20 protein-coding genes and 1 pseudogene are annotated in these 21,565 nt (G+C 64.7%); 9 read left to right on the forward strand and 12 right to left on the reverse strand.

Going from position 1 to position 21,565, the window contains the following annotated elements:
- Positions 1–6: 6 nt before the first annotated feature.
- From gyrA to dnaA, 6 genes are all read right to left on the reverse strand, one after another.
- On the reverse strand, positions 7–2,577 hold the full coding sequence (gyrA, locus tag ACOQPE_RS05065) for a DNA gyrase subunit A (RefSeq protein WP_420610794.1): 2,571 nt from the start codon (positions 2,575–2,577) through the stop codon (positions 7–9).
- Positions 2,578–2,611: 34 nt separating this feature from the next.
- Positions 2,612–4,567, reverse strand: a complete 1,956-nt coding sequence (locus ACOQPE_RS05070) for a DNA topoisomerase subunit B (protein ID WP_420611357.1) — start codon at positions 4,565–4,567, stop codon at positions 2,612–2,614.
- 126 nt (positions 4,568–4,693) lie between these two features.
- Positions 4,694–5,032: a DciA family protein gene (locus tag ACOQPE_RS05075; RefSeq protein ID WP_420610795.1), complete on the reverse strand. Its 339-nt coding sequence runs from the start codon at positions 5,030–5,032 to the stop codon at positions 4,694–4,696.
- Positions 5,029–6,111 (reverse strand): DNA replication/repair protein RecF, encoded by a 1,083-nt coding sequence (gene recF, locus ACOQPE_RS05080; RefSeq protein ID WP_420610796.1) that lies wholly within the window; start codon positions 6,109–6,111, stop codon positions 5,029–5,031. Before recF ends, ACOQPE_RS05075 begins: the two co-directional genes overlap by 4 nt.
- Entirely contained in the window at positions 6,108–7,217 is a 1,110-nt protein-coding gene (gene dnaN, locus ACOQPE_RS05085; RefSeq protein ID WP_420610797.1) for a DNA polymerase III subunit beta, read from the reverse strand. The genes recF and dnaN overlap by 4 nt, the downstream gene beginning before the upstream one ends.
- Positions 7,218–7,540: 323 nt before the next feature.
- Positions 7,541–9,151, reverse strand: coding sequence for a chromosomal replication initiator protein DnaA (gene dnaA, locus ACOQPE_RS05090; RefSeq protein ID WP_420610798.1), 1,611 nt, complete (start codon positions 9,149–9,151; stop codon positions 7,541–7,543).
- 466 nt (positions 9,152–9,617) lie between these two features.
- On the opposite strand from dnaA, the gene rpmH reads away from it, so the two are divergent.
- From rpmH to ACOQPE_RS05115, 5 genes are all read left to right on the forward strand, one after another.
- Positions 9,618–9,752: a 50S ribosomal protein L34 gene (rpmH, locus tag ACOQPE_RS05095; protein ID WP_323673719.1), complete on the forward strand. Its 135-nt coding sequence runs from the start codon at positions 9,618–9,620 to the stop codon at positions 9,750–9,752.
- Positions 9,752–10,096 carry a ribonuclease P protein component gene (rnpA, locus tag ACOQPE_RS05100; protein ID WP_420611358.1) on the forward strand — a complete coding sequence of 115 codons (345 nt, stop codon included), beginning with the start codon at positions 9,752–9,754 and terminating at the stop codon, positions 10,094–10,096. The genes rpmH and rnpA overlap by 1 nt, the downstream gene beginning before the upstream one ends.
- Entirely contained in the window at positions 10,093–10,323 is a 231-nt protein-coding gene (gene yidD / locus ACOQPE_RS05105) for a membrane protein insertion efficiency factor YidD (RefSeq protein ID WP_419854957.1), read from the forward strand. Before rnpA ends, yidD begins: the two co-directional genes overlap by 4 nt.
- Entirely contained in the window at positions 10,323–11,528 is a 1,206-nt protein-coding gene (locus ACOQPE_RS05110) for a YidC/Oxa1 family membrane protein insertase (RefSeq protein ID WP_420610799.1), read from the forward strand. Before yidD ends, ACOQPE_RS05110 begins: the two co-directional genes overlap by 1 nt.
- A gap of 183 nt (positions 11,529–11,711) precedes the next feature.
- On the forward strand, positions 11,712–12,032 hold the full coding sequence (locus ACOQPE_RS05115; RefSeq protein ID WP_420611359.1) for a Jag N-terminal domain-containing protein: 321 nt from the start codon (positions 11,712–11,714) through the stop codon (positions 12,030–12,032).
- Positions 12,033–12,043: 11 nt separating this feature from the next.
- Here the strand turns inward: ACOQPE_RS05115 and ACOQPE_RS05120 are convergent, their stop codons facing one another.
- Positions 12,044–14,086, reverse strand: a complete 2,043-nt coding sequence (locus ACOQPE_RS05120) for a cytochrome P450 (RefSeq protein ID WP_420610800.1) — start codon at positions 14,084–14,086, stop codon at positions 12,044–12,046.
- 166 nt (positions 14,087–14,252) lie between these two features.
- Between ACOQPE_RS05120 and ACOQPE_RS05125 the strand changes: the two genes are divergently transcribed.
- Complete coding sequence (locus ACOQPE_RS05125; protein ID WP_420610801.1) at positions 14,253–15,302, forward strand: Rieske 2Fe-2S domain-containing protein; 1,050 nt, start codon at positions 14,253–14,255, stop codon at positions 15,300–15,302.
- Between the two features lie 174 nt (positions 15,303–15,476).
- A complete protein-coding gene (locus ACOQPE_RS05130; protein WP_420610802.1) occupies positions 15,477–16,004 on the forward strand; it encodes a protein jag in 528 nt (175 codons plus the stop codon).
- Positions 16,005–16,008: 4 nt separating this feature from the next.
- Here ACOQPE_RS05130 and ACOQPE_RS05135 read toward each other — a convergent pair whose 3' ends face one another.
- Positions 16,009–16,629, reverse strand: a complete 621-nt coding sequence (locus ACOQPE_RS05135; RefSeq protein ID WP_420610803.1) for a 16S rRNA (guanine(527)-N(7))-methyltransferase RsmG — start codon at positions 16,627–16,629, stop codon at positions 16,009–16,011.
- Positions 16,630–16,882: 253 nt separating this feature from the next.
- On the opposite strand from ACOQPE_RS05135, the pseudogene ACOQPE_RS05140 reads away from it, so the two are divergent.
- Both ACOQPE_RS05140 and ACOQPE_RS05145 read left to right on the forward strand, forming a co-directional pair.
- Positions 16,883–17,641 (forward strand): annotated as a pseudogene (locus ACOQPE_RS05140) (ParA family protein); the annotation flags it as partial.
- Between the two features lie 119 nt (positions 17,642–17,760).
- Positions 17,761–18,663, forward strand: coding sequence for a ParB/RepB/Spo0J family partition protein (locus ACOQPE_RS05145; protein WP_420610804.1), 903 nt, complete (start codon positions 17,761–17,763; stop codon positions 18,661–18,663).
- Between the two features lie 122 nt (positions 18,664–18,785).
- Here ACOQPE_RS05145 and ACOQPE_RS05150 read toward each other — a convergent pair whose 3' ends face one another.
- The 4 genes from ACOQPE_RS05150 to ACOQPE_RS05165 all read right to left on the reverse strand — a co-directional run bounded on the left by ACOQPE_RS05150 (position 18,786) and on the right by ACOQPE_RS05165 (position 21,443).
- Complete coding sequence (locus tag ACOQPE_RS05150) at positions 18,786–19,751, reverse strand: peptidoglycan-binding protein (RefSeq protein ID WP_420611360.1); 966 nt, start codon at positions 19,749–19,751, stop codon at positions 18,786–18,788.
- On the reverse strand, positions 19,748–20,071 hold the full coding sequence (gene trxA, locus ACOQPE_RS05155) for a thioredoxin (protein WP_323671499.1): 324 nt from the start codon (positions 20,069–20,071) through the stop codon (positions 19,748–19,750). Before trxA ends, ACOQPE_RS05150 begins: the two co-directional genes overlap by 4 nt.
- A gap of 74 nt (positions 20,072–20,145) precedes the next feature.
- Positions 20,146–21,117, reverse strand: a complete 972-nt coding sequence (gene trxB, locus ACOQPE_RS05160) for a thioredoxin-disulfide reductase (RefSeq protein ID WP_420610805.1) — start codon at positions 21,115–21,117, stop codon at positions 20,146–20,148.
- Positions 21,114–21,443 carry a hypothetical protein gene (locus ACOQPE_RS05165; protein WP_420610806.1) on the reverse strand — a complete coding sequence of 110 codons (330 nt, stop codon included), beginning with the start codon at positions 21,441–21,443 and terminating at the stop codon, positions 21,114–21,116. Before ACOQPE_RS05165 ends, trxB begins: the two co-directional genes overlap by 4 nt.
- Between the last annotated feature and the right edge of the window lie 122 nt (positions 21,444–21,565).

The raw sequence follows: 21,565 nt of genomic DNA on the forward strand, positions 1-21,565 counted from the left end.
CCGACGCTACGACGCCGGATCTGCCTCATCCGAAGGATTTTCGAGCGACTCGCCATCGGCTTCGCTGGCAATGGGGAGATCTGAGAGCTCGACCGGCGCGATCGCCACGACCTGCTCGCCGTCGTCGAGCGACATCGCACGCACACCGGACGCGGCACGTCCCTGGCTGGAGATATCCGACACCCGTGTTCGGATCAGCACGCCGCTGGAGGACACCAGCAGTAGCTCATCGTCATCGTCGACAAGGCGGGCGCCTACCACGTGTGCATCCGGCTCGGCCAGTCTCACGGCCTTCACTCCGAGGCCACCGCGGCCCTTACGAGTGAATTCCGCTGCCCCGGTGCGCTTGGCTGCTCCGGCGCTGGTCACCACCAAGAGGTCGCGGGCATCGTCGGGGTCCAGAACATCGGCTGATGCCACCACATCGCCCTCGCGTAAACGCATGGCGCGAACGCCGGCCGCGTTGCGGCCCATCGACCGCACGTCATCTTCGCCGAACCGTACGGCTTGGCCCGCCCGCGACACCACCAGCACGTCGTCATCACCGGATGTCTCGAGCACGCGCACGAGTTCGTCACCTTCGCGCAGGCTCAGCGCAATCAAGCCGTTGGCGCGGATGTTCTCGTACGCGCTCAATGGTGTCTTCTTCGCCTGACCGCGACGGGTCACGAACATCAAGTACCGATCCGACGGGAATTCCCGCGCTTCCACTACGGCCTCGACTCGTTCGTCTGCCGTGAGCTGCAGCAGGTTCACCAGCGCCGTGCCCCGCGCGGTGCGGTTGGTCAGCGGCACCTCGTACGCCTTCAACCGATGTACCCGGCCGCGGTTGGTGAAACACAGCAGCCAGGCATGCGCGGTGGTCAGCAGCACCCGCACCACCACGTCGTCGTCCTTGAGCCGTGCGCTCTGCACACCGCGACCGCCCCGCCCCTGCGTGCGGAACACGTCGGGCGAGGTTGCCTTCACGTAGCCCTCACGCGTCAGCGTTACCACCAATGGCTCGTCCTCGATGAGATCTTCCGCGTCCATCTCGCCGGGGTCGGTGACGATCTCCGTGCGCCTCGGCGTCTGATGCCCGTCACGCAGTGCGCTCAGCTCATCGATGATGACCTGCCGCAGTCGGCCATCGTCACCCAAGATGGCCTCTAGCTCGGCAATCACCTGCGTCAGCTCAGTCAGTTCGTCGCTCAGCCGTGTGCGCCCCAGCCGGGTCAGGCGGCTGAGCTGCATGTCCAGAATGTGGTTCGCCTGCTCAGCGCTGAACGACATCGGCTCATCGCAGAGCCCCGCGAGTGCTGCAGCCCGATCATCGCTGGCGCGGATCAGGGCGATGATCTCGTCGATCAGATCCAGCGCACGCAGCAGGCCCTCCACGATGTGCGCTCTCGCTCTGGCTTCGTCCAGCCGGTGCTGGCTGCGGCGGGTGACCACCTCGATCTGATGGTCGACATACGCCACCAGGGCATCCCTGAGATTCAGCGTGCGCGGCACCCCGTCGACCAGCGCCACCATGTTCACTGCAAAGCTGGACTGCAGCGGCGTGTGCTTCCACAGATTGTTCAGCACCACGTTCGCCGGGGCAGACGGTCGCAACTCGATGACGAAGCGCGTCTTGCCCTTCGCAGACTCGTTGCGCAGCTCGGTGATGCCCTCGATGACCTTGCGATTCACCGCGTCGGCAATCTTGCGCTCGATGTTCTCGACCGAGGTCTGGTACGGGATCTCGGTGACCACAATGCTCGACCGCTTGCCGTTCTCGACGATCTCGGCTCGGGCCCGCAGCTTCACCGAGCCGCGTCCGGTGGCCATGGCTTCACGGGCGCCGGCGCGGCCCAGCATTCGCCCGCCGGTCGGGAAGTCGGGTCCGTGCACGAACTCCATCAAGTCCTCAACGGAGGCCTCGGGATTCCCGATCAGGTGGATCGTGGCGTCAATGATCTCTCCGAGGTTGTGCGTGGGGATATTGGTGGCCATGCCCACCGCGATGCCCTGGCTGCCATTGACCAGCAGGTTCGGGAACCGCGACGGCATCACCAGCGGCTCGGTGCGGGAGCCGTCGAAGTTGGCAGCGAAATCCACTGTCTGTTCATCGATGCCCTCGGCCATCGTCATGGCCAAGTCGGTCAGGCGACATTCGGTGTAGCGGTACGCAGCCGGTGGGTCCGACGGCGAACCGAAGTTCCCGTGCGGGTCGATCAGCGTGTTCGCCAGGCTGAACGACTGGCCCATGCGCACGAGCGCGTCGTAGATCGAGCCGTCGCCGTGTGGGTGATAGTTGGCGATGACATCGCCGACCACGGTGGCGCATTTCTTGTGGGGGCGGTCTGGGCGCAGGCCAGTGTCGAACATCGACCACAGGATCCGGCGATGCACCGGCTTCAATCCGTCACGCGCATCGGGCAGCGCCCGCGAGGTGATGACCGACATGGCGTAGTCCAGAAACGACTGCTCCATCTCGGTTTGGATCTCGACGTCCACGACGCCAATGGCATCGCCTGCAGGCGAGCCGGCACTGCCAATAACACTGCGTTCGTCGGGCGTGCCTGCGCCGGTACCGGGTTCGTCGTCGCTCATGGCAATACCAGCCGGATCCGTCTGCCCGCCACGATCAGACGTCGAGGAAGCGGACGTCGCTGGCGTTGTTCTGGATGAAGCCCCGGCGGGCGTCTACGTCGTCGCCCATGAGGATGCTGAAGATCAGATCCGCCGTGGCGGCCTCTTCGAGCGTGACGCGCAACAGTGTCCGGCTGGCTGGGTCCATAGTGGTGTCCCACAGCTCCTGGGCATCCATCTCGCCGAGGCCCTTGAGGCGCTGGAACTCATTGCGATGGTTGGGCCGCGCCGCCAAGAACGCATCCTTGGCCCGGTCGTCCTTGAGATACACGGTCTCGGTGCCGACCTTGGTGGAGTACAGCGGTGGCTGAGCGATGTAGACGCAACCGTGCGACAGCAGCTTGCGCATGCGGTGAAAGAAGAACGTCAGCAGCAGCGTGCGGATGTGGCTGCCGTCGACATCGGCATCGCACAGCAGGATCACCTTGCGATAGCGCACCCTGGCGATGTCGAAGCCGCCCTCGCCGGTGGCACCGTCGACACCGGCACCGATGGCCGAGATCAGCGCACTGATCTCGTTGTTGTCGAAGATGCGCTCGGGCCGGCTGCGCTGGACGTTCAGGATCTTGCCCCGGATCGGCAGGATCGCCATCGTGGCCGGGTCGCGGGCCTCCTTGGCCGATCCGCCCGCCGAGTCGCCCTCCACGATGTACAGCTCGGCCTCTTCGGGGTCGCCCGAGGAGCAGTCGGTGAGCTTGCCGGGGAGACCCGCGCCTTGCAGTGCAGATTTGCGGACGGTGTTGCGGGCCTTCTGCGCGGCGATACGTGCCCTGCGGGCGTCGACGGCCTTGCCGACGACCAGCTTGGCCTCGCTGGGGTGTTCTTCGAGCCACTCGCCAAGTCCGCTGTAGGCGGCTTTCTGCACCAGGCTGCGCATGGCGGTATTGCCCAGCTTGGCCTTGGTCTGGCCTTCGAATTGCGGTGCTTCCATGCGTACGCTCACCACAGCGGTGAGGCCCTCACGGATGTCGTCGCCCTGCAGGTTGCCGTCGTCGGGCCGCAGCATCTTGCGGTCTTTGGCGTAGGCGTTCACGGCCGAGGTCAGGGCGGAGCGGAACCCCTCCGCGTGCATGCCGCCCTCAATGGTGTTGATGCCGTTGGCGAAGCTGTGGATGCCATCGGTGTTGAAGCCACTGTTCCACTGGAAGGCGATCTCCACCTCGTCGCCGCGCTCGGCAGCAGACAGGTAGCCGACGTCGTCGAACAGCGCCTCTGAGGTCTCGTTGAGATGCCGTACGAAGTCGCGTATGCCGCCCGGGTAGCAGTACTCGTGGCGGACCGGATCGGGTCGCCGTTCGTCGGTGAAACCGATGCACAGGCCGGCGTTGAGAAACGCCATCATCTGCAGCCGCTCAGTCAGGGTCTGGGCCCGGAATTCGACATGATCGAACACCGTCGGATCGGGTTTGAACGTAATGGTGGTGCCGGTGCTGCCGTCAGGCGTCGGGCCAGTGTCGGTCAGCTCGCCGACCGGCTCACCGCCATCGCGGAACTGCAGCTTCCAGCGGCGGCCATCCCGGTCGATGACAGCCTCTAGTTCCGACGACAGCGCGTTCACCACGGACACACCGACGCCATGCAGCCCGCCGGACACCTTGTATCCGGTGCCGCCGAACTTGCCGCCTGCATGCAGAACGGTCAGGACAACTTCGGCCGCCGACTTGTCGGGATACTGCGGATGAGCCCCGACGGGGATGCCGCGACCGTTGTCGGTGACGCTGCACGTTCCGTCTGCTCGCAAGGTGATTTCGATCGAGCTGCAGTGCCCTGCCATGGCCTCGTCGACGGCGTTGTCGACGACCTCGTAGACCAAATGGTGCAAGCCGCCGGGGCCGGTCGAGCCGATGAACATTCCGGGACGTTCACGAACCGGCTCGAGACCCTCGAGCACCGTGATCGCATCGGCGTTGTAGTCGCCGGCAACGGTGCTGTCAGTGCCGACGGCACCCACCAGGCCGTCGCCGGTGCCCGCCGACGCGGGTGCCAGAGTCGTGTCGGTCACAGTGCAACCAGTCTACTGGACGGCGACTGATTTTCGGCGTAGGAGCAGCCGTTTCGGTACCGGTAAAACCGCAGGTCAGAGAGGTTTTTTGTGCCCAGCGCCAGGATGCACGCGGAGGTGTAGCTCAGAGATCGTGGCGGCCCTCGATTCGGCGTTCAGCGCGGCCAGAATCCGGCTGGAGTGATAGCGCAATTCGGTCGCCCAGGCGGGATCGTCCACGACGACAGTGAGCCGGCCTGCGTCGAGCCGTTCGGGTTGCGAGTGCGCCGCTATGGCCTCGCCGACGGCCTCAGCCCAGCGCTCGTTGAGGTCGATCGCGCGGCCTCGTGAACCGAAGCCGGCAGTGACTGCTTTGAGCGAGTCGCCGATCGACCGCGGCTCGCGGCCACCTGTTGCGCGACGGCGTCTGCTCATCTTGAGACTACCTCGCCGTCGTCAATGTGGATTTGGCTGCGGGCTTCGATTCCGGGTGGCACGTGACCGGTGGCCGAGGTGACCACGGTCTGCGCGGCGGGCAAGCAACCGATGAGACGTTGGGCCCGACCTTCGTCGAGCTCAGAGAAGACATCGTCCAGCAGCACAATCGGTTCGGTCCCGCTGATCTGCGCTGTGTACCGATGCTGGGCCAACCGCAGCGCCAAAGCGATGCTGCGCTGTTCCCCTTGTGACGCGTGAGTGCGTGCCGGCAAACCGTCCAAGCAGATCGTCATGTCGTCGCGGTGCGGACCAACCGTGGTGGTACCGCGTCGCAGGTCGACCGAGCGTGCCTGCGCCAGCGCGGTAGCGAGGCTGCTGTCGCGCCACTCGGCCGCATAGGACAATCTCAGGTTCGCGGCGCCTCCGGCGAGCTGGCAGTACGCGTCCTGAGCCGGAGACACCAACGCTGTGCACAGGGCATCGCGCCGTTGTGCGATGGCCTCGCCCACGTCCGCGAGCTGTGCATCCCAGACATCGAGCGTTGTGAAGGCCTCGTCGTCGGGGCGGTGTCCGGCTTGCTTCAGAAGGTTGTTGCGCTGTCGCAGCACTCGCTCGAAATCGAGCCGCATTGTCCGGTACTCACGGTCAGTGCCGGTCAGCACATTGTCGAGCAGCTCGCGGCGCACCGACGGTCCGCCCGCCGCGATCGACAGGTCAGCAGGGCAGAACACCACCGCGCTGACCACCTCAGCGAGGTCGCGCAGTGACCGGATCCGCTGCCCGTTCACCTGCGCCCGAGACTTGCCGGCCACCGCGATCTCGATCTCCACCAGGTGCGTGCGGCGCGCTCGCCGGACCTCGGCACGCACGAAGGCCCGATCGCAGCCGGCGCGCACCAGTGTCTCCGCACTCGCCCCGCGGAACGAACCCGAGCCATCCAGCAACGCGACGGCTTCCAGCAGGTTGGTCTTGCCGTGTCCATTGGGCCCGACTACGAGCGTCCGCTCTGCGTCGAGCGACAGTTTCGTGGACCGGTGATTCCGGAAGTTCTCGATGCTCAGCCAGACAATGATCACGACACCCGAACGGGCATCAGCAGATACAGGAATTCTCCCTGTCCGGGCGTCCGCAGCACAGCGGGCTTCAGTGCATCGAGACGCACCAGCTCGACAGTGTCACCGCCGGCCGCGTCGAGTCCCTCGATGAGATAATCGGGATTGAAGGCGACCGTGGTCGGCTCACCCTCGTAGCTTGCATCGACTTCCTCGCTCGCGCTGCCGACGTCCTGGCTGATGACCGTCAATTCGATGCTGTCGGGACGCAATTCCATTCGCAGCGGTGCATTGGTATCGCGGGCCAGCAGACGGAGCCGGCGTGCACCGTCAAGCAGCGCGGCACGGTCGACCTCCAGCCGGTTGTCATGAGAGTCAGGAATCAACGGCTCATAGCTGGGGAAGTCGCCCGCGATGAGGCGGCACGTCACCTGAGCCGACTGAGCATCGTCGCTGACTTCGAAGGCAACCTCCCGCTCTCCGAGCCGCATGGTCACGTCTTTGCTGGCATCCAGGATCCGACCAAGCTCCTCCAGGGCCCGAGACGGAACGAGCACTTGCTGCCCCGGCTCGAGCACCTGCGCCTCGGGCAGGTCCCGCAGGGCAAGTCGGTACGAGTCGGTGGCCACCAGCCGCAAGCCGTCGCCCCGGGCCGCCATGAGCACTCCGGTCAGGATCGGCCGGGCATCGTCAGAACTTGCCGCGCGGACCACTTGGCGAAACGCCTGCGCCAAGTCGCCGGCCGGCACGGTGACGTCGTCTCCTGTCGGCTGCAGCAGGGTGGGGAAATCGGCGGTCGGCAGGGTCCGGACGGAGAACTGCGCTCGTGCGCTGGTGATCTGCACCTCGTCATCGTCAACCTGAACGTCCACTTCGCCTGGCGGCAATGCCCGGGCGATGTCGGTCAGCAGCCGGGCTGGCACCACGGTCTCGCCCTCCGTCTCCACTGGCGTACGCAGCTGTGTGCGCACGGTGAGATCAAGATCGGTGCCCGTGACCGTGAGTCCCTCGCTGTCAGCTCGCAAGTGCAATCCGGTCAGCACGAACAAACCGCCCCCGCGCGCATTGACCCCCCGGCTCGCCAAGGTCAGCTGGTCGACCAGTGCATCTCGTTCAATGCGCAGTTTCACGGGCGGTTCTCCTTGGCCGTACAAGACCGATGAGACGGATCATCCTCAATGAGAAGGTTGAGACTTATTCGGTAGTGGTTGTAGGGGCTGTGAATTGTGGATGACTGACCGTTGTCGCAGATCAGCGCAACGCGGCCTGTCAACAGTCTTGCCTGCGCGTCCACAGCTTCACCCTCCCTTTTTTGCATAGCCAGCATGATCGTGGAAAAGCGCGACTTTTCCCGAGGTTTGTCGAGAACTTTTCCACTCATTGTCCACAGCGTGTGGAGACACCCTAGATCCAGTCCCCACCCGCGCAGCGGACAGCACGCGGCGGACCAGCGTCAGGCAGCCCGGACGCGCGCAATCAGCTGGGCAACCTGGTCGTACACCTTGCGTTCGGCAGGCAGCAGGCTGTTGATCTTCTTGACAGCGTGCATAACGGTCGTGTGGTCGCGCCCGCCGAAGACGCTGGCGATCGCTGGGTAGCTCAGGTCAGTGAGCTCCCGCATGACATACATGCTGATCTGGCGGGCGTTGACCAAGCCTTGTTGACGCCGCTGGCTGGTGAGCTCGCTCACGTCATAGCCGAACATGTCCGCAGTCATGTTCAGGATCCGGTCGGTGGTGATGGGCGTCTCCTGCGGTTCACGGACATCGCTCAGTATTTGCTGTGCCATCTCCAGCGTGACGGAACTGCGGGTGAGGCTGGCGTACGCGGTGACGCGCACCAGTGCGCCCTCGAGTTCGCGGATGTTGTTGGTGATGAGGTGCGCGATGTGCTCCAGCACTTCGTCGGGCACATGGCCGTGCTCGGTCTTCTTCCGCAGGATGGCCACTCGGGTTTCGAGGTCAGGCGGCTGGATGTCGGTGATCAGGCCCCATTCGAACCGGCTGCGCAGCCGATCCGACAGAGTGGAGATGCTGCGAGGCGGGCGGTCGGAGGAGATCACGATCTGGCGACCTGCGACATGCAGCGAGTTGAACGTGTGGAACAGCTCTTCCTGCAGGCCTTCCTTGCCCTCCATGAATTGGATGTCATCGAGCAGCAGCACGTCGAGCTCGCGGTAGCGCCTCTTGAACGCGGGCGTCGTGTTCGTCCGGATGGCTTCGATGAACTCTGAGAGGAAGGTCTCCGTGGAGACGTACCGGACACGATGCTCGGGCAGGGTGGCGCCGAGGAAGTTCACGATGGCCTGCAGCAGATGGGTCTTGCCGAGACCGGTGCCGCCGTGAATGAACAGGGGGTTGTAGGCAATGCCGGGAGTCTCGGCAACCGCAAGTGCCGCCGCTTGTGCAAACCGGTTGCTGCTGCCGGTGACAAAGCTCTCGAAGGTGTAGCGGGGATTGGTGATGTCGACGCCCGGCACTCTGCGCGGCGTTGCACTGGCATCGGGCGTCGGTGTCGCTGTGACGGCGTTATCGGCAGGGGCCGCTGAGTTGGCGGAACCGGTCGCGGGATGCCAGGCCTCGTCATCGCCTGGGCTCGCAGCGTCACCGTCAGCCGTCGCATCCACGTCGTGCGGATCTGCATCTGCGCCGTTGGCGCCGTCCAGATCGCCAAGCTCGGGGCGGGTCTCGATCTCGTAGGTCTGAGGGCGAACAGGCAGTTGCTCGAAGGCGGCGTGGAGCATCGGGATGTATCGCCGCTGGATGCGATCGCGGATCATGTTGCTCGGCGCGATCAATACGGCGAGTTCGCCGTCGATATGCAGCGCCTGCAGGTGACGGAAGTAGCCCAGCCAGAGCGCGTCGGACACGGTGGCCCGCAGGATGTCGCGGCACTGCGACCACAGCTCGTCGGTGTTCGCGCGGGCGCCCTCGGGCAGTGCAGACGCCGTGTCCGGAGTCGCCTGGGCAGATGCCGACGGCGGTGATGGGGAGCCTGGCGATTGGGAGATGTGGTGATGATCCTCAGGTTCGTGTGCTGTGGCACCTGCCTGCGGAGAACTCACCACGACAACCTCGTTCGCCTCTGTCCGTTGTGCACCCGCGGAACCTGTTGTTCGCCTGCGAGCCACCAAGCGGCACCCGGTGGTCGGAACCTATGGCCGCGCTGTCACTGCTGCAAGCGCGTCTTTGCACGCCTGCGCGGTGCTCGAGTTGACGGGAACGCAACAGTTCAGCGACAGACCCATAACGCCCGCAAAACAAGCGGATGACAGGGAAATTTGCTGTCCTGGCGACGAGCGTCGTGATCGACATCAGGCGCCTGCGACACGGCTCTGTGCGCAGGCGCCGCGCGTCTTCGCGCGCGCCGTCCGCGTCACGGTTTCGCCTGCGAGCTCGCCTCTGCGCGCATCGGAAGGGATCGGCACCCGTAGGCTGTCCATGCTCTCGGGCCGACACCCGGGCACGCTCCGGCCGCCGCACCGCATTTCGCGGACCTGCCCGCGGCCTGAACCTCCAGGAGGCTGCAGCGTGAAGCGCACGTACCAACCCCACAACCGCAGACGGGCCCGCCGCCACGGCTTCCGCCATCGCATGTCCACCCGTGCGGGCCGGGCGATTGTGAACGCTCGCCGACGCAAGGGCCGGCAACGGCTGAGCGCCTGATCGATTCGTGCCGCAGCAGGGCCGACTTCGCAGCACTGCGCCGCGGTCGTCGATTCGACAGCGAGCTGCTGTGGATGACGTTCGCGGCCGACCGAGGTCTGAGCGGGCCGCGCGTGGCATTCGCGCTCAGCCGCCACCGCGGAACGGCAGTGCAGCGCAACCGAGTTCGACGTCGTTTGAGAGCGGTCTTTTGCGAGCTCGCAATCGACCTGGCACCTGGCCGCTATCTCGTCGGTGTGCGAGCGGCAGCGTCGGCGGTGACCTACCAGCGGGCTCGAGCCGAGCTGATGCGATTGCTGCTGGCCGCGGAAGCCCTGAGCGACCGGGGGAACCAGCGGCTATGACCTCGGGTCCGCTCGCTCGGGCGCTGATCGCCGCCGTGAAGCTCTATCGAGCACTCCCCCGCTCACGGCTGCCGTCGTGCCGCTTCGATCCGACGTGCTCGCAGTATGCGCTGGACGCCCTGCGCACCTGGGGAGCAGCACGCGGCGGCTGGCTGGCCCTCCGCCGCATCTGCCGCTGCCATCCCTGGGGCGGCTGGGGCTACGACCCGGTACCGGAGACGCGCTGATGTTCGACTGGGCTGACCCGATATTCGACGGCATCGCCGCCGTATTGGCGTGGTTCTACTCGTTGGTGCCTGACTACACCTTCGCGATCTGCATGCTGACCCTGGCGATCATGCTGCTGTTCACCCCGCTCACCCTGCGGGGCGCACGGTCGATGACCAAGATGCAGGCACTGCAGCCGGAGATGACGGCGCTGCGCAAGCGGCACGGCAGCGACCGCCAGAAACTCAACGAAGAAATGATGAGGCTGTACCAGTCGCACGGGGTGAGCCCCCTGGGCGGGTGCTTGCCGAACTTGGTGCAGATTCCGATCTTCATCGTGCTCTACCGGGTCATCTGGAACCTGCGCATACCCGACGACAACCATCTGATCGACAACCCGTTTCCCCGAAACCTGAGCCCTGACTCGCAGATGTACAAGGACATCGTCGATGCGGAGGGCGAGATGCGGTCCTTGGGCATGGACCTGTCGAAGGTGGCGAAGGACGTGGTTCAGGCCGACTTCGTCGACGGGCTGCCGTACTTGGGGCTCATAGCTATCACCTTCCTGCTGGCCTGGCTGCAGCAGCGCCAGATGGCGCGGCGGCGCGGCAATGCGGCAATGCCGAACCGCCAGATGGAAATCATGATGAAGTACCTGCCGTTCATGCTGCCGGTCTTCAGCTTCTTCGTGCCGGCGGCGCTGGTGCCCTACTTCATCGTGTCGAGCATCTACCGCATGCTCCAGCAAGCGTTCATTCACGCCACGATGAAGCCCCCGCAGTCACTGACCGCCGCGGAGTCCGACGCCAAGGTCATCGAAGCCGAAGAGGTCCCCGAACCAGAGCCGCCGCGCCAGGTGCCGAATCAGCGCTCACGCAAGGCGCTTGATGCTGAGGCGGAGCGCCGTGCGGAGCGTGAGCGTCGCCGTGCAGAGCGACGCGAGAGCTCACAGAACTCGTCGGGCGAACGCGCACCGGAGCCTGCGCCGCCGGAACCTTCTGAGTCTCCTACGATCCGCCGGACTCGCTCATCGGAAGAACGAGTTGTCGATGCGCGCAAGCGAGCACGTCGCAGCACCGGCTCCTCGAATCGGAATCAGGATCGGCCGCAGCCCCGCGAGCGCGGCAGGCGGCGTGGGCGTGCCGAACCGGAGCCGGAGTCGAAGCCCATCCAGAGTCGTCGTACCTCAGGAGACGGCAGGACCCGCAATCGCCGCAAGCGATGAACACACCGGCAACCGCTCCCCACAGGATGCGAGCTTTGGTGGACCTTGTCGTTGGGTCACCTGTTGTTTCCCGCTCTTGTTCCCAGTTCACATTCAATACGGGCTCACGGGCCGCTCGGGCCACGGCTTCGCCTGCCGGCTCAGCCTCTCGGAGTTAGGCACTGCGTCGTGGAGTGGATCTTGGTGACCGGGCATACCGTTGCAGAGGCTCGTAATCGCGGCCTCGATGCGCTCTCGGTCGCCGCCGAGGATGCAGACATCGAGATCGTGGCTGAGCCGGGCCGCTCTCACTGGGGGCTTCGACGCCAACCCGCTCGCGTTCGCATGCGAGTGCGGCCGACTGGGCCGCCGCCGCGAGTGGGCGACCAGCGCCGAGACCGCCGCAGATCCCGCCGGCGCTCCGGCGGCGGCAATCGCGGCGCGAACCGGCGGCAGAATTCCGGACAAGGTCAGCACAGCGGCGCCAGATCTTCGCGCCGTCGTTCCCGTTCAGGTCGTCGATGACCCAGAACCGCTCAACTCGTCAACGGGTGCCGCTGCTCCACGACTTTGAGTTTGAACCGCTTGTTCGGCGACATTGATGGAAACGGGCTGATCTTCAGCTTGTAGTTCGACGGCGCAATCTCGAAAGTGAAATAGTGCGCGAGCATCAACAGGCTCAGCAGCATCTGCAACTCCACCATGTGAGAGCCAAGACAGCTATGCGTGCCGAGGCCGAACGGCGCGTATCCAGGTGTACGGTGCTCGCCGCGTGAAGGCAGGTAGCGATCGATGTCGAATGTGAACGGATCCGGAAAAATCTCGTTCATGTAATGCGGTGCCGTAGTGGCAATGAACACCTTGGAGCCCACCGGCAATTCGTAGTCTTCAACGACGCATGCGTTCATTACTGTGCGGATGGACATCGGCACCGTGGGCCACAGCCGCAAGCACTCCATGATGAAACGTCGAGTGACATCGATCGCGGGAGAACTCAAATCATCTGCCGACGGATCTCCGTTCCTGAACAAGGCGTCAGCCTCTGCTCGGATCTGCTCGTACAAATGCGGTTGAGACACCATCGCATGCAAGATGAAGCTGAGCTCGTCTCCCGCGTACATTCCCGCAAGTACTGGTGCCGAGAAGGTAAAGCTCAGATTTGACTCGGGTACGAAAATCGGATCGCTGGTGTGCAGGCTGAGTACGTCGTCGGCAAGGTCGCGAGGGCAACCAGCCCTCTGCGCGGCCGTGTGAGATTCCAGCACGCGTTCGTACAGAACGTCGACAACCTTCTTCTTGCGCTTCATGCGGGGCGTATTGAGCATGAAGTTCGGCAAGACGTTGACGACTTGGGTCATGAGCACTCGGGACTTATACGCAATGAGGTCATCGATGACATCATCTGCCTCGATGCTCGCGAGAAACGGCGTGACCTGAGCGCCGGAGAAGCCGCGACACATCGATACGGCTCCAAATGTGTCCCCGACATTCCACTTGCTGATATACGTTCGAGCATGTTGATATACCGTTTCGAGCTGCTGTTCGAACCGCGCGCGGCCGTAGCCAGCACGCAGCGATTTGCGCATGCGGAAATGATCTGCACCATCCAGCGCAGGCAGCAGCCCGGAGGCGTGATACGCAGTTTCGAGACCTCGGAGGTAATCGCTCGACCTAAGGTGCATGCGACCGTGACGGTGAACCCAGCGATTGACGCGGGGGCCGGATAGGAACGTGATCTCCTGCCCGGAGAACAAGGGGCTGAGCCTGAAGACTGGACCGAATTCTTCGGTCAATTGTGCATAGACAGCCGGGATATTCCCGCGAAGGAAATGACGATTGAGCAGCAGTTTGTTGAGCGGCAGCTTGGGCACCGACTTCGTCAGTGCAGAGCTTCTGAGCAGCGACGCCACCAGGTTGTGCGCGACGGCATCCGCGATGGCCCTGCCGATCAGGTCCATCTGGCAGATGAGCTGGACCCGCTCCTCCGCTTCGTCGTCGAGCTCGAAGATGAAGCGCAGCACATCGCAGGTGTGGGCGAGACCGATGATGATGACGTCTCTCGGGCTCGGAATCTCGCCCAGCAAGATCGATCTGCCAATGCGCGTCTTGATGAACTGGGCAGCCGTGTCGTCGTCATCGCCGGCAAAGAAATCGCTGTGCCGGGCCGCTGCCGTCAAGCTCCAGAATTCGCCGTCGTGATGCTCGAGGATCCCGAGTCTGACCAGTTGTTCCAGTGCCAAGTCGAGCATCATCTCGGCGCGAGGCGCGAGGCGCTCCACCCAGTACTGGGCGCTGCGCTGATCGGGCTCGCTCGCGATCTGCTGGAGGGCGAGGTCCAGGATCGGCTTGCCCGTCGGCGTCTTGTCCAGCAGGATCAGCGACTCCATGTCGGTGTCAATGCGCGCCTGCAGCGAGAGCTCGGCCAGCGCCGCACCGGCCATGGCGCAATTCAAATGCCAGCCGGGAACCTGGTGGAAGTACCCGCTCTCTTCGCTGAGCAGCACCAAGATGAGTTCCTCGGTCAGGTCGAGCGGCTGCGCAGCAGTGACCTTCGTCGAGGCTGTCGATGCAATAGTCAAGTGACACTCCTGATCACGCGGGGCACGGTGGTCGGCCCGGCGTTCGGGAAGATCGTCTCAAGTGTACGGATAGTTACTGGTACGGAGTACAGCACCGGCACTTCCCGGAGGTGCCGATCATCCGGTCTAGCCTGCCGGCATCGCTTTGGATGGAGAGCGCGGCTCGATGGCCAGACCCCAGCAGGCAGCAAACGTTAGTTCGCTTCCGCCATTTCCAGAAGGCTGGTTTTTCATCGCGACGCGCGACGCAGTCCAGAAGGCGGGATTGATTCAACGTACCTGGATGGGCGAAGAGATCGTCATCTGGTCTGATCCGGCCGGTCAGATCTGCATCGCGAAATCGGTATGCCCTCATCTGGGCTCCGATCTGGGACCTGAGGCCGGGGCGAGGGTGGTCGGCGGGAGACTTGTCTGTCCCTTTCACGGGTTCGAGTTCGAGATCACTGGGCAGTGCGTGGCCACGCCATCTGGAGCGCCCGCCCGCTCCGCGAAGCTGGACCTCTTCGAAGCCCGTGAGATCGAAGGCCTCATCTTCGGTTGGTGGGGCCTCGGCGGTCGAGCCTCGCAGTGGCAGCTGCCCGATGTTCCTCAATCCGTTGACGACTGGACTGACTTGCAGATCCGGACGATTCGCTTCGATGGCCATCCGCAGGAAACCAGCGAGAATTCGGTGGACATCGCGCACCTGAGCTACATCCACGGCTACCACAACGTCACCCACGAAACGCCGGTGTTGATCGACGGACCACGACTCGAGAGCCGGTTCGGCTTCTCGACAACCCGGAAGATTGCCAAGCTCGCCAAGCTGACCATGGACGTGTCGGCTATCGCCCACGTAGTCGGGCTGGGCTACTCGTTTGTCGAATTCCAGGAGCACTCGATTGGCATCGATGCCCGGCTGTGGGTGTTGGCAACGCCTGTCGACGGCACGCTCATTGACTTGTCCATCGTCTCGCGGATGCGCACACTGCACAAACCCGAGCGACCGATCGCCGGCCTGCGCTTCTTGCCGACACGGATGCGGGCACCCATCGTGAACAAGTTCATTGCGGATCTGCAGATCCGGGATGTTCAACAGGACGTCGTCATCTGGAGTCGCAAGCACTATGTGCCACGCCCCCGGCTCGTTCGCACCGACGGCGAAATTGGGAAGTACCGGGAGTACTGCGCACAGTTCTACCCCGGCGAGCGTCAGTGCGAGCCGTCCCGCCTCTGAACTCCTCGATCGGTCGCCATGAGCGTTGCGAGTCTCATGGGTTCCGCGGCGGCGGACCCGTAGGCTGAGCACCGCCCACGTGGTGCGAGCAATCCACGAGCAGCGCCCGTGGACTGATGCCGCCCGGCGAGCAGCGGGCCCCAACGCATGCGTGCCCGATCAGAGGTGATGAAGATGACAGATGAGACGACGACAGCCGAACAGCAAGTCATGGTCAAGGAGTTTCTGGATGGCTTGGTACATGCGTTCGGTATCGAGGCACAGGCGGTGCCAGTCGCAGCAGACGACGACAGCTTCGAGATCAACCTCGAGGGTGAGAACGAGGCGCTGGGGTTACTGATCGGGCCGCGCGGCCGCCATGTCGTTGCACTCCAGGAGGTCGCGAAGACCATGCTGCAGCGCAGGCTGCCAGGTGTGCGCCGCGCGCGAGTACGGGTTGATGTGGGCGGCTACCGGCAGCGCCGCCGCGAGGCGCTGGAGGCGTACGTACGCGAGCTCGCGGGCGCGGTGTTGGAACGCGGAACGGAACGTGGACTCGAGCCGATGAATGCAGCTGACCGCAAGGTCGTGCATGACACCGTCAACGAGATCGCCGGTGTCGACACGATCTCGGTGGGCGACGAGCCCCGCCGGCGGGTCGTGCTGGTGCCGTCCAGCTCGAGCGACGTGCCCAGCCCGAGCGACGAGGCGCAGTCCGCCTGATCGATCAGAAGAGCGGTCGCTTCCGGATCTGTTTCCAGGTTCGGGGGTACGCCGGGTCGGCCGCTGCCAGGCATTCCAGCTCGGCAAACGTCGGTGCGCCTGCGATTCTCTGCACGAAGCGCATCCCGAGCCGAGCGAGAGCCTCGGTCGGCCAGCGCGCCTCACCACATCCGGGCGGCTCGCTGACCACCAGTCTGCCGCCGGCGCGCAACAAGCCGGCACTGCACTCCGCGACCGCGGCTGGAGGACCGAACGCCCGGCTGACGACGCCGTCATAGACATGGCGATGTTGGGGGAGGTGAGCGAGCTCGGCGGCATCGCCGAGCGCGATCGTGACACGATCAGCGAGCTTGAGGTCCTGAACAGCAATTTCGAGGAAATCTGCCCGTCGCTGGGACCGATCCAGCAGCACGAAGTCGATATTGGGTTGCTCCAGCGCCATCACAAGTCCGGGCACTCCCCCACCGCTCCCGAGATCGCACCAGCGCTGACCGGACATCGGTCGAGCCGCCGCGTGATGAGCTCGTGCGTGCTCCACGTGGGCCAGGAGGTCACCCGGGCCCAGAAAGCCCTGTTGTTGACCGTACCTGAGCACGGCAACGAGGCGTTCTTCTGCCGCCGCCATGATGCGTGGAACCGTACCCGACGAACGATGCACATCAGCAGGCCGCGCCGGTCGGGCCCTGGCGCCCCGCTCTTGTTCCCCGTCCTCATTGGATACGGGCTCACGGGCCGCTCGGGCCCTGGCGCCCCGCTCTTGTTCGCTGTCGCTCACGGGCCGCTCGGGCCCTGGCATGTTTCACGTGAAACACTGCGGCCCCGCAGCGGGTCGACGACTGGCCTACGCTGACCCTCAGGCGTCAATGAACGGAGACTGCATGGGTCGGATCATTGCGGTGACGAACCAGAAAGGCGGCGTCGGCAAGACGACGACAGCCGTCAATCTGTGTGCGGCACTCGCCGATCTGGGCCAGAAGACGCTGCTTGTCGACATGGATCCGCAAGGCAATGCCGCTACTGGCGCCGGCATCGACCCGCGTGTGGTGGACACTTCCATGTACCAGGTACTGCTCGGCACAGCAGAAATCGTCGACTGCATCCAACCGACCGGCATCGAGCACTTCGATGTGGCGCCGGCACGGCTAGAAATGTCTGGCGCGGAGATAGAACTCGTGTCGGCCTTCAGTCGCGAGTTGAAACTCCGGCACGCTCTCGCCCCGGTCGCTGACGGCTACGACTACATCTTCATCGACTGCCCGCCGTCGCTTGGACTGTTGACCGTCAACGCGTTGAGTGCGGCAGTCGAGATCCTGGTGCCAGTCCAGTGCGAGTACTACGCGCTCGAGGGGCTGGGCCAACTGCTCCACAACGTCGAGATGGTGCGCCAGGGTCTCAATCCCGCCCTCGTTATCAGTGCCATCGTCATGGTGATGTACGACGCCAGGACACGGCTTGCGGCGGAGGTGGTCTCTGATGTTCGGCGGCACTTCGGTGATCGGGTGTGCCGGGTGGTGATCCCGCGGACGGTGCGCTTGTCTGAAGCCCCGAGCGTGGGGCAGCCGGTGACGGTGTACGCGCCCAACAGCCGTGGCGCCGTGGCCTACCGAGAACTCGCCCGGGAGATTCATGAGCGCGGCGGCCAGGCGGAGGCAGCCGGTGCCCGCACGGCTCATGATCCCGGTTCGAATGAGGGCCGGGAACATGAGCAGGCAGATCCGAGCGGCGTCTGGTCGATCAGTCGCGAGGGAGCCCCCACATGAATGCCCAACGAGGGCTCGGGCGGGGGCTCGGCGCACTCATCCCGACCGGCCAATCGGCCTACCGCGAGGTGCCCGTCTCGGCCGTCGAAGTCAATCCGCTCCAACCCCGACAGCATTTCGACACTGCGGCACTGGACACCCTGGCCGATTCAATTCGCCAGATCGGGGTCTTGCAGCCGATCGTCGTGCGCGAGACGGGCATTGTCGGCCGTTTTGAGATCATCGCGGGCGAGCGGCGCTGGCGGGCGGCGCGCAGCATCGGCTTGGACACGATTCCGGTCGTCGTGCGCGCCGCGGACGACGAGACCAGCCTGACCCACGCGCTGATCGAGAACGTTCACCGGGCAGATCTCAATCCCTTGGAAGAGGCGGCTGCGTACCGGCAGCTCATCGATGACTTTGGCGTCACCCACGATGAGCTCGGACGTCGCATGGGTCGCAGCCGTGCGACGGTCACCAACTCACTCAGGCTCTTGTCGTTGCCGGTCAGTGTGCAGCGTTACCTGCTGGATGGAGAGCTCTCCGCCGGGCACGCCCGTGCGCTGCTCGGATGCGACGACCCTGTCGAACTCGAGCTGCTCGCCGAGCGCGCGGTCGATGAAGGCTGGTCAGTGCGCACGGTGGAGGAGGAAGTCCGATCTCTCGGCGCACCGTCTGAACGCGAGTCGGCGCCGGGTCAGCCAATCGACGAACCCGCTGCGCCGACCCCTGCTGTCGAGGACCGTCCGGCAGCAGTGTTGGAGGTCGAGTCGGCCTTGGCCGCCGCCCTCACCACTGCCGTCGAGGTGCAACTCGGCCGCCAGGGGGGTCAGATTGTCATCAGATTCGCCGATATGGAAGATCTCGGCCGGCTCTACGAGGCGCTGACCGCCAACTTTCAAGCGACCCTCGAAGGTTGAGTGGTGTATGCCGACCGACTCAAGCTACCGATGACGGAGGCGTTGGCGCCGAGATTCGTAGCCTCAATCTGAACTTGTTGTCCACTAGTTGTGGACAACGTGGGGAGAAACTTGCGTCGAGGTCAGGCTGCAGGCTGATCAGCGAGCAGATCGCGGGTCGACTGGGCCACGACGTCGGCCACTTCCCGGTTTTGTTCAAGCAGAGCGTCGATGCGCTCGAACCTGCACAGCACGGCGGGCATGGCGCTCTCACGCAGCATGGGGAGCCCCATGCCGTTCGTTTCAACGGAGCCGAACATTGGTTCCAGTCCGTCCGCGATGTCGGTGGCGAGCTTCTGGCCGGCGCGGCTCACGAAGTGACGACCCTGGAAGTAGCTGACCGAGGGCGCGGCTGGCTTGACCTCGAAACCGATGTAGACGGCTGCACCGAATCGGTTGACCTGCGCGGCTTGCGTTGACCAGTCAGGATGGTGAACGGTCAGCACCTCGGCGCCGTCGCGCCCGATCTCGCGCCGCACCGACGCGGTGACGGGCTCGAGACCGCCGGCTTCACCCACGGCGATGCGCCGTCCGATCAACTGGCCGCCGGCGGATTCCAAGCGTTGCCGCTCGGTGATGTGGGCGACGACCGATGCGTCGCCGAGCGGTCGCACGAGCTGCTGCAGTGTCTGCAAGGTTCGGCCGCCGCAGACGCCGTCACCGCCCAAGCTCATATTCGTCTGGAAATCGGCGAGCGCGGCTGCGGTCAGCGGACCCCAGATCCCATCGATGCGTCCGACCGAGAACCCCAGCGTGCTGAGCATCCGTTGCACCTCGGCGACGTCATCGCCCCGCAGGTGCGGAGTGCGCAGGTACAGGAAGCGATCTCCCAGCCGCTGGCCCGCCTCGATCAGCAGTCCCCATGTCTCGGGGCCGCAGATGCCGTCGACATCGATCGAGCGCTGCGCCTGGAATGCCTTGACGGACTCGGCAGTTGCCGAGTCGAAGATGCCGGTGATCGGGCCGTGCCAGTGACCAGTCGCGGTCAGCCGATGCTGGAGGTCTCGAACGTGCGGACCTGCCGCGCCGACGCCGAACGGTCGGATCAGAGGAACTCGCCGATCTCAGCCAGCAGGGCACTCTTCGGCTTGGCGCCGACGAGACGCTTAGCCGGTTCGCCGTCTCGGAACATGATGAGCGTCGGAATGCTCATCACCTGGTAGCGCATGGCCAAGTCGGGACTCTCGTCGACGTTGACCTTGGCGATGCGGATGTTGTCGTGCTCCGAGGCAATCTCCTCGAGAATGGGGGCGATCATCTTGCACGGTCCGCACCATTCGGCCCAGAAATCCACCAGCACAGGGCTGTCAGCACTGCCGACCGTCTCGTCGAACGTGCTGTCATCCAAGGTGGAAATGCCTTCGGCCATCGCTGGCTCCTCGTCTCGTGGTTGCCGCGAGGCTACCGCTGCGGTCTCGTCTGACGGCGGTTGACGTCTGAGTCTCAGTGACCTTGGGCTTCAAGCCAGCGCTCGGCGTCGATGGCAGCTTGGCAGCCCGAGCCGGCGGCTGTCACTGCTTGGCGGTAGTAGTCGTCTTGCACGTCGCCGCAGGCGAAGACGCCCTCGATGTTCGTGCGAGCGCTGCCAGCCTCGGTCACGAGATAGCCGTTGGGCTTGCGGTCGAGCCAATCCGCGAACAGCTCGGTGTTCGGTCGATGCCCGATCGCGATGAACAGGCCTGAGATGTCGAGCGGCGAACGCTGCTTCGTCTGTGTGTCCTCGAGCATGACGCCCTCGAGGCGCTCGTCACCGAGGATCTCCACCACCTGCCGGTTCCACAAGAACTCGATCCGCTCGTTGGCGAAGGCTCGATCCTGCATGATCTTCGAAGCGCGCAACTCGTCGCGTCGATGCACGACGTACACCTTTGCTGCAAAACGCGTCAGGAAGGTGGCCTCTTCGAGTGCGCTGTCGCCGCCGCCCACCACCGCGATCTCCTGACCCCGGAAGAAGAAGCCGTCACAGGTGGCACAGGTGGACACACCGTGACCGATGAGGCGCTCCTCATTGGGCAGCTCGAGCAACAAGCTCTGCGCTCCGGTGGACACGATCACCGTGCGGCTGCGATAACACGTGTCGCCAACCCAGACTGAGAACGGCTGTTCGCCTAAATCGACTTTGGTGGCTTTGGCAGTGAGGAATTCGGCACCGAAGCGTTCTGCTTGAGCCCGGAAGCCGGCCATCAAGTCAGGACCCAGGACACCGTCTGGAAATCCGGGATAGTTCTCGACATCGGTGGTCAGCATGAGCTGCCCGCCCGGCTGGTCGCTGGTGGAGGACGGCTCGCCCTCGATCACGAGCGGCTGCAAGCTTGCTCGAGCGGTGTAGATGGCTGCGGTAAGACCGGCCGGGCCGCTCCCGACGATGATCACGTCGCGCGGCGCGGCGTCAGGAGATCCGGCGCCGCTGCTCATGCTTCCCTCGCCGTACGCGGTCGCCGCTTGGACCACGCCCATGCTCCGGCACCGCCGAATATGCCGCCGGCGATCAGGTGCGCAGACCACACGTCGCCCGGCACCGCGATATCGAGTGCCCTGATCGCCGCAATGGCCACCAGCACCACGACACCCACCGCCGCGGTGACGATGACCAGGCCGTACACCAGCCCTCGCGTAGCCGTGATCAGCGGTCCGCTCGTCCGGGCGCGAACTGCATCGACGGCATCGGTAAACCGAGCGACGGCTGCGTCGATGCTGTCGTCGGGCGTCTCGCCGGAGCCCTTCGAGCGCTTCGAGATCATCGGCGGAAGCCTAGAGGCTGAGCCAGAGGCGAAGCCGTGGCCCGAGCGGCCCGTGAGCGCCGGCGAACAAGAGCGGGAGGCACAGGGCGAAGCCGTGGCCCGAGCGGCCCGTGAGCGCCGGC

Origin of the sequence: Candidatus Poriferisodalis sp. (assembly GCF_965219595.1) — a bacterium.
In the GTDB taxonomy this organism is placed as follows: Bacteria; Actinomycetota; Acidimicrobiia; order Acidimicrobiales; family Poriferisodalaceae; genus Poriferisodalis.